The 13144-nt window shown below is 58.1% G+C and carries 12 protein-coding genes, 1 tRNA gene and 1 pseudogene; 9 read left to right on the top strand and 5 right to left on the bottom strand.

All coding sequences use genetic code 11. The annotated features are described in order from the left end of the window. Positions 1-2 precede the first annotated feature (2 nt). The 7 genes and pseudogenes from ihfA (at position 3) to ACIPY9_RS10290 (ending at position 3445) form a co-directional block, all read left to right on the top strand. A complete protein-coding gene (gene ihfA, locus ACIPY9_RS10320) occupies positions 3-305 on the top strand; it encodes an integration host factor subunit alpha (RefSeq protein WP_002553164.1) in 303 nt (100 codons plus the stop codon). Continuing rightward, positions 286-642 carry a MerR family transcriptional regulator gene (locus ACIPY9_RS10315; protein WP_400700146.1) on the top strand — a complete coding sequence of 119 codons (357 nt, stop codon included), beginning with the start codon at positions 286-288 and terminating at the stop codon, positions 640-642. The genes ihfA and ACIPY9_RS10315 overlap by 20 nt, the downstream gene beginning before the upstream one ends. 89 nt (positions 643-731) lie before the next feature. Next, positions 732-808, top strand: a tRNA-Pro gene (locus ACIPY9_RS10310). Between the two features lie 138 nt (positions 809-946). Next, entirely contained in the window at positions 947-1591 is a 645-nt protein-coding gene (locus ACIPY9_RS10305) for a hypothetical protein (RefSeq protein WP_400700371.1), read from the top strand. A 188-nt stretch (positions 1592-1779) separates the two neighbouring features. Then, entirely contained in the window at positions 1780-1923 is a 144-nt protein-coding gene (locus tag ACIPY9_RS10300; protein WP_400700144.1) for a hypothetical protein, read from the top strand. Positions 1924-2128: 205 nt separating this feature from the next. Further along, positions 2129-2905: pseudogene (locus ACIPY9_RS10295) on the top strand (PAS domain-containing protein); the annotation flags it as partial. Between the two features lie 30 nt (positions 2906-2935). After that, on the top strand, positions 2936-3445 hold the full coding sequence (locus tag ACIPY9_RS10290) for a methyl-accepting chemotaxis protein (protein WP_400700369.1): 510 nt from the start codon (positions 2936-2938) through the stop codon (positions 3443-3445). A 199-nt stretch (positions 3446-3644) separates the two neighbouring features. Here the strand turns inward: ACIPY9_RS10290 and ACIPY9_RS10285 are convergent, their stop codons facing one another. Next, a complete protein-coding gene (locus ACIPY9_RS10285) occupies positions 3645-4790 on the bottom strand; it encodes an HPP family protein (protein ID WP_400700142.1) in 1146 nt (381 codons plus the stop codon). A 3-nt stretch (positions 4791-4793) separates the two neighbouring features. After that, positions 4794-5198, bottom strand: a complete 405-nt coding sequence (locus ACIPY9_RS10280) for a MarR family winged helix-turn-helix transcriptional regulator (protein WP_400700140.1) — start codon at positions 5196-5198, stop codon at positions 4794-4796. A gap of 380 nt (positions 5199-5578) precedes the next feature. Between ACIPY9_RS10280 and ACIPY9_RS10275 the strand changes: the two genes are divergently transcribed. Continuing rightward, complete coding sequence (locus ACIPY9_RS10275) at positions 5579-8002, top strand: glucose/quinate/shikimate family membrane-bound PQQ-dependent dehydrogenase (protein ID WP_400700138.1); 2424 nt, start codon at positions 5579-5581, stop codon at positions 8000-8002. A gap of 246 nt (positions 8003-8248) precedes the next feature. Beyond that, positions 8249-10516: a catalase/peroxidase HPI gene (gene katG / locus ACIPY9_RS10270; protein WP_400700136.1), complete on the top strand. Its 2268-nt coding sequence runs from the start codon at positions 8249-8251 to the stop codon at positions 10514-10516. A gap of 50 nt (positions 10517-10566) precedes the next feature. On the opposite strand, the gene ACIPY9_RS10265 is transcribed toward katG, so the two are convergent. The 3 genes from ACIPY9_RS10265 to ACIPY9_RS10255 are packed head-to-tail and all read right to left on the bottom strand — an operon-like array spanning position 10567 to position 13123. Continuing rightward, entirely contained in the window at positions 10567-11832 is a 1266-nt protein-coding gene (locus ACIPY9_RS10265; RefSeq protein ID WP_400700134.1) for a hypothetical protein, read from the bottom strand. A gap of 48 nt (positions 11833-11880) precedes the next feature. Then, positions 11881-12381 (bottom strand): hypothetical protein, encoded by a 501-nt coding sequence (locus ACIPY9_RS10260; protein WP_400700132.1) that lies wholly within the window; start codon positions 12379-12381, stop codon positions 11881-11883. A gap of 7 nt (positions 12382-12388) precedes the next feature. Continuing rightward, positions 12389-13123, bottom strand: coding sequence for a hypothetical protein (locus tag ACIPY9_RS10255; RefSeq protein ID WP_400700130.1), 735 nt, complete (start codon positions 13121-13123; stop codon positions 12389-12391). Positions 13124-13144: the final 21 nt, after the last annotated feature.

Below are 13144 nucleotides of genomic sequence, written 5' to 3'. Positions count from 1 at the left end.
GTATGGGGGCTCTGACGAAAGCTGAGATGGCCGAACGTCTGTACGAAGAGCTAGGCCTGAATAAACGAGAAGCCAAGGAATTGGTTGAGCTGTTCTTTGAGGAAATCAGGCACGCTCTGGAAGACAACGAGCAGGTGAAACTGTCCGGATTCGGCAATTTCGACCTGCGCGACAAACGCCAGCGGCCTGGTAGAAATCCAAAGACCGGCGAGGAGATTCCGATCACTGCTCGCCGTGTGGTCACCTTTCGTCCAGGGCAGAAGTTGAAGGCCCGAGTTGAGGCTTATGCTGGAACCAAGTCATAACGACGAGCTCCCGCCTATCCCGGGCAAACGCTACTTCACCATTGGTGAAGTCAGCGAGCTCTGTGCGGTAAAACCGCATGTTCTGCGCTATTGGGAGCAGGAGTTTCCTCAACTCAACCCCGTCAAGCGACGCGGAAACCGCCGGTATTATCAGCGCCAGGACGTGCTGATGATCCGTCAGATCCGCGCTTTGCTGTACGATCAGGGCTTCACCATCGGTGGAGCCCGGTTGCGCCTTTCCAGTGGAGAGGTCAAGGACGATACCCAGCACAACAAGCAGATGATCCGGCAGATGATTGCCGAGCTGGAAGAGGTTCTGGTTATTCTTCGTGCATAAAACGAAGAATCAAGATACTTCCATAATTCAAAAGCTTAGGGTATATTCCTCATCGCTTTCGCAGCTTGCGAAGGTGTTTCACGCCTAGTCGGGGCGTAGCGCAGTCCGGTAGCGCACTAGCATGGGGTGCTAGGGGTCGAGTGTTCGAATCACTCCGTCCCGACCATATTTTTAATGACTTAGCCCAATCTGAAAAGGTTGGGCTTTTTCATGCGTGTGATTTATGGGCCCTGATCGATCGCTGGCCTGACATGGCGCCGGTTTTCGGGGGGAAGGAGAATGCGTGAGCACGAAGGACACCGTCATGCGGATTATTGCTTTTGCATCATTTGCTGCTGTAACACTTGCCGGTTGCTCCGGAACACCTTCTGTTCCCTATGAAGAGCCAGCTCCGTCAGAGAGCACTGCACGTCTTCGAGTGATCACGAATTCCTCTGTGTCCGGCGACAGCATAACGGGCAGTTGTGCGCCTGTTACCCGTCACAGAATGGCGAGCGCCGGGCGTTTTGTGAGCAGTGGGGCGCCGAACATCAATTACCCTCAGTACCCCTTGAAATCGGCGGATACAGGTATGCCGAAAAGAGTTGCACCCGGTCTGGCTCAGTACGTTCCCTCGATTCGGATGGGCGAGGGTGTATATAAGGAAGTTGTGACGGAGTATCGCGTCAGAGCGGATGTGCCATTTCAGCTGGCAACGTGGGGCGCAAGCATTGGTGGCTATGGCAGCACGTACTCCGTTTGCAGCAGTCAGGCACAGGTATTCAAGCTGGAGCCAGGAAAGGACTACGAAGCGCTGGTCGGGGTCGGCACTCGATCCAATGGGGAAGGCGGCGAAGCGCCCATGTGTGTATTCGGCGTTATCGAGCTCGTCTCTTTTCCTGGCATTCCAATTGTCGTCCCCAGAAAACTCGAGCCAGCAGCAGCTCCACAGGTCATGTGTAAAAACTGAGCTGGCAGGCACATGCCGTCCCCCATCAAATCCTATACACTCGCGGCTTCTAAAAATCGATGGAGCGATTTATGGGACCTAAAAGGCAGCCGCCTGGATTCCGGCTTGAGTTTTCAGAGCCAGAGATGTTCTGGGCCGTTCGAGATAAAGGGAAGCCAATAGAGATCCCGGTTGACAGGCTTGCGGTGATGTCTGATCACCAAGCGATCAGCATCATGTATGGCGGTGAGGCGGCAAACGTTGCCAAGAACCGGATTCAGCTTCCGCTGGATGCCGACTTCTTGAGAGAGCTTGCCGAGGCGTTTCTGACGCTGGCCGACGAGCTCGACTGACCCTTTTTACAGGACACAAGACCAGCGTTTGAGAGTGATTCGGGCGGTCTGGTGAATGGAACCGTATAGTCAGATTCTGACCTTCTTTGAGCCAGGAAAAACGCCTGGCTTCTTTGTGTCGGATACCGGATTTCTTCACTATTGACCCTCTAAAGATTCTTGCTTGGCACCCGATGCATTTGGTAACCCTCCTCGGATACACATCATGTTTAACTCACATTTGAAAAAGGCCAACAAGGCACTGGAACTTCGCCTCGCGATGCATGAGCAAGCAGGCCAGGTTCTGGATCTGGAAACTGTCGCAGCTGTACTGGATGGCCGAGGGAAGGTGCAATCCATTAACGCTCTCTTTGAGGCTGAGCTTGGTTATTCACAAAGCGAAGTGCTTGGGCGCAGTCTTATAGACCTGAGTCCGCCAGAGCTGAGCAATGACGCTCATCAGAAGCGGGCGCTTACTGCGATTCGGGAAGGGAAGCATTTTAGCGGCACGCTGCGGCTGAATCATAAGCAGGGCGCCAAGGTCTGGCTCAGAACGATTGTCGTGCCTTTCAGAAATGAGACGGGTGGCATTGAGCAGGTCACTCTCTATTCGAGCGTTCTGACGCGCACGATCGAGGCTTCGCGGGAAAACGAGGCGCTCGTCAATGCGCTGCACCGTTCTACTGCGGTGATCGATTTTACCCTCGAAGGGATCGTGATCGGCGCCAATGAAAATTTCCTCAAGACCATGGGGTATGAGCTGGCGCAGATCAAAGGCAAACATCACAGCATGTTTTGCCTGCCTGAAGAGGCAGCTTCGGATGCGTATAAAAACTTCTGGGAGAGGTTGCGGCGAGGCGAGTTCATCGTCGATCGCTTCCAGCGCGTTGACAAATATGGGCGTGACGTATGGCTTGAAGCGTCTTACAACCCCATTACCGATGCGAACGGCAAACTGTACAAGATTGCAAAGTTCGCAACGGTCATCACTGATCAGGTCGAGCGTGAAAAGGCAGTGTCCGAGGCGTCGGATATGGCTTATCGGACCTCTGTCCAGACCGACGGTACGGCCCAGCAAGGGCGTGGAGTCATCAAGAATACGGTTGAGGTCCTGAACCGTTTGACCCAGTCCATGCAGGAGGCAACCAAGGGTATTGAGGCGCTCGATTCTCAGAGCCAGGTCATTGGTGCCATCGTCAAAACCATCGGCAGTATTGCCGAGCAGACCAACCTGCTTGCTCTCAACGCAGCCATCGAAGCGGCTCGTGCTGGGGAGCAGGGACGAGGTTTTGCCGTGGTGGCCGATGAGGTTCGTCAACTGGCGTCCCGTACGACCAAGGCAACGGAAGAGATTGTCAGCGTGGTCAAGGAAAACCAGAGCCTCGCTTCAGGTGCCGTGGGCGTGATCGTTCGCAGCACAGAGCAGGCCAATGAAGCCCTGACACTCGCCAATAATGCCGACCAGGTCATCCAGGATATTCAGGAAGGGGCGAACTCGGTGGTACGTGCAGTCAGCAGTTTTGTGAATCAAAACTCGAATTGAACGACGTTGCCCATCTGACTTGAAGCTAGGCTTCTGTACGAAAAGTTTTGAGACGAAGGTCAGGCAAGGCGAAAACGGTCGAGGAACGGTCGGAGTCGCGCTCGACTTTACGGGTTGTAAATGAGCATTCCGATCGGACTCGCGCACGAGACCGTTTTCAACGCAGCATCACCGAGTATCAAGACATTTCGTACAAAGCCTAGGCGCGTACCGCCGTATACAACGCCTTGATCAAGTCAGACTGGGTGATGATGCCCACCAGATGCCGCTGCTCGTCGATGATCGGGACATGCCGGTGACCGCTCTCTGAAAAAACGGGCACCAGGTCGGTCAGCAGACGATTGACGCTGGCAACTCGCACGGTGCGGCTCATGATTTCCCCGACGATGCTCGCTGGCTGTTTACTGCGTGTCTGGCGCAGCAGAGCACGCAAGTGCCAGCTCACACCTTCGTGAGCATCCAGATCAATCTGCTTCATGAAGTCCGCTACGGTCACGATCCCCATCAGATGACGCTGGCGGTCGATCACGGGTAATGCCTTGATCTTGTGCTTGCGCATCAGTGCCCATGCTTCACGCAGGGTCATTTCCTGGCGAGCGACAATGGGTGCAGGGCTCATCACGTCCGAGCAACGAATTTCTCCCATCTTCCGTTGATAGGCTGATGCTTCTGCATGTTCCAGCAATGCATGGAGGTCGTCGCGACTGACGTCCAGCACCTGATTGTAGTGGGCCAGAGCCGCGTCCAGATCCGCTTCGCTGAAACGGCTGACAGGGGTATCTTTTTTCACCTGCTGGACATGAGGCCATGGGCGGCGGGTCAGGTTGTTGTAGAGCACGCCTGCCACTATCAGCAACAGCGAGTCGAGCATCACGGGGCTCAGTGCGTACTTGAATTGATCGCAGCCGGTGATGACCATCAGCAAGGCCGCTGCGCCCCCCGGTGGATGCAGGCAGCGGGTTGCCAGCATCGCGATGATCGCCAGGCTGACGGCGAGGGCCGCGGCCAGAGTGGCATCGGGAATCCATTTGGCACAGGCAATGCCCACAAACGCTGAGATCGTATTGCCTCCGACCACGGACCAGGGTTGTGCCAAGGGGCTTGAGGGCATCACGAATATCAGCACCGCACTGGCCCCGATGGGGGCGACGATGGCCATGGCCAGCAGGTTGTGCTGCATGGCGATTGCGTCGTGCAGCCAGAGGGCTGCCAGTGAAGCAACCAGCAGGACGCCAAGCGCCGCGCCAACACTGGCCCGTAATTTCTCTCGGGCATCAATGACGTGGGGAGCAGGCCAGAGCGAGCGTAAGCGTGCCGAAAGGGAGGTGTGCTCGGGGGCTGACACGGCTCACTCCTGCTCGAAAGGGACGCGGAAACGCCTGTCCGCCGATTTGAGTTCTTCCCGGTGGAGAAAGGCCAGTTGCGTCAGAACCTCGTTTCCCTTTTCGGTCAGGCTGACTTGCATTTCGCGGCGGTCTTCTTCGCTGCGTTGGCTCTGAACCAGGCCCAGGCTCTGACAGCGCTTGACCAAGGCTGCGGCCCCATGAGGCACGATCTGCAAGCGTTCTGCCAGCTCGCCGACAGTGGCCCAGGTACGTCCGCTGAACCCCTGGGTGTGCAGCATGAGCAGGTATTGCTGTGGCGTCACACCGCAGGTTTGCACAGCTTCTTCGGAAAAGCGCAGAAAACGCCGCAACTGATAGCGGAATTCGGACAGGGTTTCAAAATCCTGCTTGGGGAGGGCGTCGGCCATGGAAGCGGCGTCTCATCGGTGAAGAGAAGGGGCGGCTTTTATATCATGACGTGATGTATTTTATCGATGTAGACATCAGTCTGATTGCGCACTTCTTGTCAGCGGACTGAGTAGTTTCGCCTTGATTGTTGCTTCTTGGGTAAGAGTCTTTCTCATTTGGAAAGGATGACAATTTGACGCAGGTCGTCCTTTTTTTGTTATCGTTAGTAAATTAACCGTTTAGTTAATAATTTCTGCGGCCCTCGATGACATGCCGCTACGGTGCACAGTTCTTGCAAACCTGCCCATGACCTGAGTCCTGAATGCGGCTTGAAAGACTCTGCCCCCGATTGTTTTCAAACTTCCCCACATGCGCTCATGCGTCAGCAGGATCATGCAACATGACTAACTCTCAACCTTCGGCATCCGTCAGTCGCTGGCCCCTCTGGGTCGTCGCTTTCGGCGTGCTGTTATTCGGATTGCTCTTCGGAGCCGGTGGCAGTTACCTCGTCACTCTTGGCGGCAGCTGGTACTTCCTGCTGACCGGTATTGCTCTGATCGCATCGGGCATTCTGCTTTTCAAACAGCATCTGGCCGGTGCCTGGCTGTTCGCGGCGGTGATGGTGCTCACCGTGATCTGGGCATTGGCCGACGCCGGGCTGGTGTTCTGGCCGCTGATTTCCCGGCTGTTCGCCCTGGGCGTTCTGAGCCTGCTGGTGGCACTGGTGTACCCGACTCTGCGCAAGGCCAATGGCCTGAAGGGCGGCCGTGCGGGTTATGTCCTGAGTGGCGTACTGGCTATTGCTGTGATTGCCGGCGGTGCGGGTATGTTCGTACCCCATGCCTCGGTTTCGCCGACCGGGAACGGCCCGGGCCTGACCCGCGTTGATCCGGCCAAGGCCCAGAAGAACTGGGAGCATTACGGTAACGACGAAGGCGGCAGCCGCTTTGCGGCGCTGGATCAGATCAACCGCAGCAACGTCTCGAAACTGGTGCCTGCGTGGACATACAACACCGGTGACATTGCGATCAGTAATGGCAATGGTGCGGAAGATCAGATGACGCCTTTACAGGTGGGCGACAAGGTCTTCATCTGCACGCCGCACAACAACATCATCGCGCTGGATGCCGACACCGGCAAACAACTGTGGAAGAACGAGATCAACGCCAAGGCGGCGGTCTGGCAGCGTTGCCGTGGCCTGGCCTATTTCGACGCCACTGCAGCTCTGGTTCAGCCAACAGATGGCAGTACGCCTGCCAAGGCTGTGGCAGTGGCGGCGGGTGCCAATTGCCAGCGTCGCGTCCTGACCAATACCATTGATGCACGCCTGATTGCCGTCGATGCCGATACCGGCGCGTTCTGCCAGGGCTTCGGCAACAACGGTCAGGTCGATCTGAAAGCCGGTCTGGGCAATGTTCCCGATGCGTATTACCAGTTGTCTTCCGCGCCGCTGATGGCGGGTACCACTGTCGTGGTCGGTGGTCGCGTGGCCGACAACGTTCAGGCGGACATGCCGGGTGGTGTGATTCGTGGTTTTGACGTGGTGACCGGTGAGATGCGTTGGGCATTCGACCCGGGTAACCCTGAAGACAGGAACGCACCCGCGGCCGGCAGTACTTATGTGCGCAGCACCCCTAACAGCTGGGCACCGATGTCTTATGACCCGGCGATGAACACTGTATTCCTGCCGATGGGCAGTTCGTCCACCGACATCTATGGTGTGGAACGTACCGCGCTGGATCACAAATACGGCGCTTCCGTGCTGGCCCTGAACGCGACCACAGGCGAAGAGAAGTGGGTCTATCAGACCGTCCACAATGACCTGTGGGACTTTGACCTGCCGATGCAGCCAAGCCTGATCGACTTCACCAAGGCCGATGGCAGCAAGGTGCCTGCGGTGGTGATCGGCACCAAGGCCGGCCAGATCTTCGTGCTGGACCGCGCTACAGGCCAGCCACTGACCAAGGTTGAGGAAATCCCGGTCAAACCGTCCAATATCCCGAACGAGCCGTACTCGAAGACCGAACCGCTGTCGGTCGGCATGCCACAGATCGGCGCGCCACACCTGACGGAATCGGACATGTGGGGAGCCACGCCATTCGATCAGATGCTGTGCCGCATCTCGTTCAGGAAAATGCGTTACGAGGGCCTGTACACCGCGCCGGGCACTGATGTTTCGCTGAGCTTCCCGGGGTCGCTGGGCGGGCTGAACTGGGGCAGCATTTCGACTGACCCGGTGCACGGCTTCATCTTTGTCAATGACATGCGTCTGGGGCTGTGGATCCAGATGGTTCCGCAAGAGAAGGATGCCAAGGCCTCGTCCGGCGGTGAAGCGCTGAACACGGGCATGGGGGCCGTGCCGCTCAAGGGCACGCCGTATGCCGTGAACAAGAACCGCTTCCTGTCGGTCGCCGGTATTCCGTGCCAGGCTCCGCCTTTCGGGACCTTGAGTGCCATCGACATGAAGACCCGGAAAGTCGCCTGGCAAGTGCCAGTGGGCACGGTCGAAGACACCGGCCCGCTGGGCATCAAGATGAACCTGCCTTTGCCGATCGGCATGCCGACCCTGGGCGGCACGCTGTCGACTCAGGGTGGTCTGGTGTTCATTGCCGGTACACAGGATTACTACCTGCGCGCCTTTGATTCCTCCAACGGCAAGGAAGCCTGGAAAGCCCGTCTGCCAGTGGGCAGCCAGGGTGGTCCTATGACCTATGTTTCGCCCAGGACCGGCAAGCAGTACATCGTCATCACCGCCGGTGGTGCACGTCAGTCGCCCGATCGTGGCGACTATGTGATCGCTTACGCGTTGCCTGACAACCAGTAAGCGGCATCACCCCGAACCCGCTGTCGCCTGATGAAGGTGGCAGCGGGTTTTTTGTTGTCTGTCAGATCAGTATCAAAAGATTGTCTTCAGTAGTCGTCTAGGCTTAAGTGTTGCTGTGGTAACTGTAATCGCAGCATGTTTCGCCGTGAGAGCGGGGCCCGGTCGGGTCTTGCCTATGCCATAGACATCACCTGTCAAGGCTGCGCCCTGATAGAAAGATGCAGAAGATCTCGAGGTAGAAAAGACATGACAACTGAATCCAAATGTCCGTTCAACCACGCTGCCGGTGGCGGAACCACGAACCGCGACTGGTGGCCGGACCAGCTCAATCTGAAGATCCTGCACCAGCACTCATCCCTGTCTGACCCCATGGGAGAGGCCTTCGATTATGCAGAGGCGTTCAAGAGCCTCGATCTGGCTGAAGTGAAGAAGGATTTGCTGGCATTGATGACGGACTCGCAAGAGTGGTGGCCAGCGGATTTCGGCCACTATGGTCCTTTATTCATACGTATGGCCTGGCACAGTGCTGGCACCTACCGCACCGGTGATGGCCGTGGCGGCGCGGGTGCCGGTCAGCAGCGTTTTGCGCCTCTCAACAGCTGGCCGGACAACGTCAGCCTGGACAAGGCGCGTCGCCTGATCTGGCCGATCAAACAGAAATATGGCCGCAAGATCTCCTGGGCCGACCTCATCATCCTGACCGGCAACGTTGCGCTGGAGTCCATGGGCTTCAAGACTTTCGGTTTCTCCGGCGGTCGTCCGGATGTGTGGGAGCCTGAAGAGGATGTCTACTGGGGCGCCGAGAAAACCTGGCTGGGCGGCGACACGCGCTATGGCAAGGAGGCGCAACCGGAAGGCGAAGGCGTGCTGGTGGCCGAGCCTGACCTGCATGGCCGCGAACAGAAGCGGACCGACAGCGAAGGGCGTCATCTGGAAAACCCGCTGGCAGCGGTGCAGATGGGCCTGATCTACGTGAACCCGGAAGGCCCGGAAGGCAATCCGGACCCGGTCGAGTCGGCCAAGGATATTCGCGAAACATTCGGCCGCATGGCCATGAACGATGAAGAAACCGTCGCCCTGATCGCGGGCGGTCATGCCTTTGGCAAGACTCATGGCGCAGGTCCTGCGGATCATGTAGGGGCCGAGCCTGAAGCGGCAGGTCTTGAAGAGCAGGGCCTTGGCTGGAAGAACACCTTTGGCAGCGGCAAGGGCGGCGACACCATCACCAGCGGTCTGGAAGTGACCTGGACCTCGACCCCGACACGCTGGAGCAACGAGTACCTGGAAAACATGTTCCGCTTCGAGTGGGAACTGACCAAGAGCCCGGCAGGCGCACATCAATGGAGACCGAAGAACGGCGAAGGCGCGGGCACCATCCCCGATGCCCATGACCCCTCGAAACGTCATGCCCCGACCATGCTGACCTCCGACCTGGCATTGCGCTTCGACCCGATCTACGAGCCGATCGCCCGGCGCTTTCTGGCCAACCCGGATCAACTGGCCGATGCCTTTGCCCGTGCCTGGTTCAAGCTGACCCACCGTGACATGGGGCCGCTGGCGCGTTATCTGGGGCCGGAAATGCCCACCGAAGAACTGCTCTGGCAAGACCCGTTGCCTGCACTCGATCACGCCCTGGTCGATGAGGCTGACGTGACCTCACTCAAGAGCAAGGTCCTGGCTTCAGGCCTGTCGGTGTCGCAACTGGTGTCCACGGCATGGGCATCGGCTTCGACCTTCCGGGGCTCCGACAAGCGCGGCGGCGCCAATGGCGCACGCATTCGTCTGGCTCCGCAGAAGGACTGGCCTGTCAACCAGCCCGAGCAACTGGCGAAGGTGCTGAAAACCCTTGAGGGGATCCAGGCCGGATTCAACAGTGCGCAATCCGGCGGCAAGAAAATCTCCCTGGCGGATCTGATCGTGCTGGCGGGCAATGCAGGCGTCGAACAGGCCGCCAGCAAGGCCGGGCATATGATCGAGGTGCCGTTCACGCCGGGCCGAACCGACGCCTCGCAAGAACAGACGGACGTGGAGTCCTTCGGTTTCCTCGAACCTGTTGCCGACGGTTTCCGCAACTACCTCAAGGGCAATTACAGGGTATCGGCCGAAGCGCTGCTGGTGGACAAGGCGCAACTGCTGACCCTGACCGCTCCGGAAATGACAGTGCTGCTGGCAGGTTTGCGGGTATTGGACATCAACGCCGGAAACAGCCCGCATGGGGTATTGACCCAGCGTGCAGGGGCGCTGACCAATGACTTTCTGGTGAACCTGCTCGACATGGGGACAGTATGGAATGCCACCTCGGGCGCCAACGACACCTTCCAGGGACGTGACCGCAAGACCGGTGCAGTGAAATGGACCGGCACACGTGTCGATCTGGTCTTTGGCTCACACGCTCAATTGCGAGCCATCGCGGAAGTCTATGCCAGCGCCGATGCCGAGAAAAAGTTCGTCAGCGACTTCGTGGCGGCCTGGACCAAGGTGATGAATCTGGATCGTTTCGACGTCAGGAGCTGAGGTGGGAGCAGCCTGAAGCGGTGTGAGCCGCTTCAGGTCTGCCTGGGGCGTTATGGCTTGTGTTCGTTCTGGCAGTTCGGCTGGCTGGACACTTCATCCATGGCCTCACGCAGCATGCGTTGAACCTCGGCAGGCTCCTTGGCAGCGTAAACACGGCCCCCCGTGTTCTCTGCGATGCAATTGGACAGGGCGCTGTCGCTGATATTGACCACGTTCACTCGCAATCTGGGCTGCTGGCTGGCGATACGTGCAGACACCTCGCAAGCATTCTGCTCACAGCCGTCTTCGCCATCGACAAACATCACCACGACCGCATCCTTGAAGCGTCCATCGACCTTGCTGGCAGCCTGTGCAAGGCTGGCCGCCAGCGGTGTGCCTTGATCCGCCTGAAGCCGGTTGACCCCGGCAATCAGTCGGGGGCGGGCATTGTGGCTGAACACTCCCTGGTCGACCGTGCTGTTACAGCCCTGAAAGGTGATCAGGCGAGTATCGATGTCCGGGTGCAGTTGATCGATCATGCTCGCAAAGGATTGCTTGGCGATCGTCATGCGGGTCGGTTCGGCCATCAGCCGGGCCTTTCTCGGATTGTTGTCCGGCAGGTTGTCACCGACCTTGAAAAGCCATTCTTCGTCTTCAGCCGTTGCGTTGATGTTGATGTTCATCGAGCCAGAGGTATCCAGCACGACGACAAAGTCCGGTTTCGGAGCCCCTGCCGTGCAGGCGTAACTTTCCATCCGGCTCGGGTAAATCAGATTCCACAGGCTGCCACGCCAGGTCCAGAGCAACCACAGTAACAGCAGCAACAAAGGCAGTAGCAGTAGCCACAAGGGAATGCGCAACCACCAGTGACGCGATGGTGTCCGGGGGGACGGCGCAGGCACCGGAGACGCTGCCGGGGAGAGGGGAGCGACGGGGGGCAATTGAGGTGACAGCCCCCAGCGGACAACCACCGGTTCGTCGTTCAGGCTATAGAGGTTGTTCAGGTCCGGAGCCGCAATCAATGTCTCCAGAGCCCGGGATTCGTCGATCTTGCCACGTGCCCCAAGTTCATCGACCAGACGCCGGATAGCCTGCTGGCGCTGTTCGTAGCGAGCCAGTAATGCCTGTTGTGCCGTGATATCAAGGCTGTGATAGGGCAGCGGCTGGCCGCCAAGTTCTGACCACCATTGCAACGAGTCCTGAGGGCCTGTGCGCGGGATGGCATAGAGGCTGGCAACACTGGGCGGAAAGTGACGGTGCAGCAGTTCGACCTTGCTTTCCAGATCGCGTAGCTGCTCTGGAGGCGCGGATGTGGCGTCGCGGGTAATGCGTTGCATGGCACGGGTCCAAAACAGGACGAGGCCCCGAAGGGCCTCAAGAAAGGATCATTCGTAGCCGAGGCTGAGTTGCAGCCTGGAGACCTTTTGTTGCAGGGCCTTGAGTTCCTGCTTGCGTGCTTCAAGCACGGCCGGGTCTGCACTGGCGGTGAGCTTTTTCTGGGCAGCCATCTGTTTTTCCAGATCGCCTATCTGTTGCTGGACCTGAGTCTTGTTGGCGTGACGAGCCTTGAGCTGGCCCAGCAGTTTGCTCATGGAGGTATTCAACGCGGCCTGCCTGCTTTGTTGCTCGGCCAGGCTTTTGCTCGTGGCCTGTTGTTGGGCCACCAGATTGTCGTACACCTCATGGAAAGCCGCGTTTTCGTTGCGTGCGGCCACCAGAGCCTGTTCACGCTGGCGGATCTGATCGCTGTAACCACCGGAGTGATCACAGTTCATCTTGGTGATCAGGCTGGCTTCGGTATTGTTCGAGTCGCAGCTACCCGGTTGGGTGGCACAACCACCCAACAGCAGCAGACCCGAGCTGATCAGCAATGCTCGAATGATCATCTTCACCTCAACCCAGAGTGATAGCAGAGCGCTGGCTGTACAGACCATCCACTTCTTTCTGCAGGGAGGCGACCTTGGTGTTCATCTTGGCGATCTCGCCGTCGATTTCAGTGACCTTGTTACCGCCGCCATTGGTGCGCTCAAGCTGCGCAGTCTTCTGGTATTCGGTCACTTTGGTACGCATGCCATCCAGATCCTTGCGCATTTGCGTCAGGTTGCTGTCGATGCTGGCGATTTCCTGCTGTGCCTTGGCCTTGTCCACCGTCTTGTTCTGAATGGATTTCTGGATACTCGCGATACGCTCTTTGTCGTCGCTGATCACCTGTTGCAGGGTGGCGGTACGCACGGCGACTTTTTCGGTATCGGCTTTCACTTCGTCATTCATCAGTTGCAGGCGCTGTGCCGTGTCGGAGTACTGGCTACGGCGATAGTCGTAGTAATAGTTGGCTCCCATGGCCACGCCGCAGGCCGCGATCCCTGCGACCACCATGCATTTGACCTTGTCATTGGGGCTGGCCACGGCACAAGCCAGAATGCCGACCCCGGCACCGCCAGCACAGGCTGTCAGGCCCGAAGTGGAGAAGAACTTGGCGTCTGTGCTCTGGGTCAGGCGCGGGTCAGGTGCGGGGCCGGATGACCCCAGCATGCTGCTGCCGGTGTTTGCGCAACCGCCCAGCACCAGGCTGACGGACAAGAACAGGCCCGCAATGGCCTTGGGGAGATAATCACATACTTGTTTCATGCTGCTGCTCCTGGTGGTAAA

This window comes from Pseudomonas sp. NPDC089734, from assembly GCF_044748865.1.
In the GTDB taxonomy this organism is placed as follows: domain Bacteria; phylum Pseudomonadota; class Gammaproteobacteria; order Pseudomonadales; family Pseudomonadaceae; genus Aquipseudomonas.
The sequence above is the reverse complement of the archived record's forward strand: the minus strand, read 5'-3'. Positions and strand labels throughout refer to the sequence as shown.

Coding starts and splice junctions, on each gene's coding strand:
- ihfA (WP_002553164.1), top strand. CDS start 3: ATGGGGGCTCTGACGAAAGCTGAGATGGCCGAACGTCTGTACGAAGAG.
- ACIPY9_RS10315 (WP_400700146.1), top strand. CDS start 286: ATGCTGGAACCAAGTCATAACGACGAGCTCCCGCCTATCCCGGGCAAA.
- ACIPY9_RS10305 (WP_400700371.1), top strand. CDS start 947: ATGCGGATTATTGCTTTTGCATCATTTGCTGCTGTAACACTTGCCGGT.
- ACIPY9_RS10300 (WP_400700144.1), top strand. CDS start 1,780: ATGTCTGATCACCAAGCGATCAGCATCATGTATGGCGGTGAGGCGGCA.
- ACIPY9_RS10290 (WP_400700369.1), top strand. CDS start 2,936: ATGGCTTATCGGACCTCTGTCCAGACCGACGGTACGGCCCAGCAAGGG.
- ACIPY9_RS10280 (WP_400700140.1), bottom strand. CDS start 5,198: ATGGCCGACGCCCTCCCCAAGCAGGATTTTGAAACCCTGTCCGAATTC.
- ACIPY9_RS10275 (WP_400700138.1), top strand. CDS start 5,579: ATGACTAACTCTCAACCTTCGGCATCCGTCAGTCGCTGGCCCCTCTGG.
- katG (WP_400700136.1), top strand. CDS start 8,249: ATGACAACTGAATCCAAATGTCCGTTCAACCACGCTGCCGGTGGCGGA.
- ACIPY9_RS10265 (WP_400700134.1), bottom strand. CDS start 11,832: ATGCAACGCATTACCCGCGACGCCACATCCGCGCCTCCAGAGCAGCTA.
- ACIPY9_RS10260 (WP_400700132.1), bottom strand. CDS start 12,381: ATGATCATTCGAGCATTGCTGATCAGCTCGGGTCTGCTGCTGTTGGGT.
- ACIPY9_RS10255 (WP_400700130.1), bottom strand. CDS start 13,123: ATGAAACAAGTATGTGATTATCTCCCCAAGGCCATTGCGGGCCTGTTC.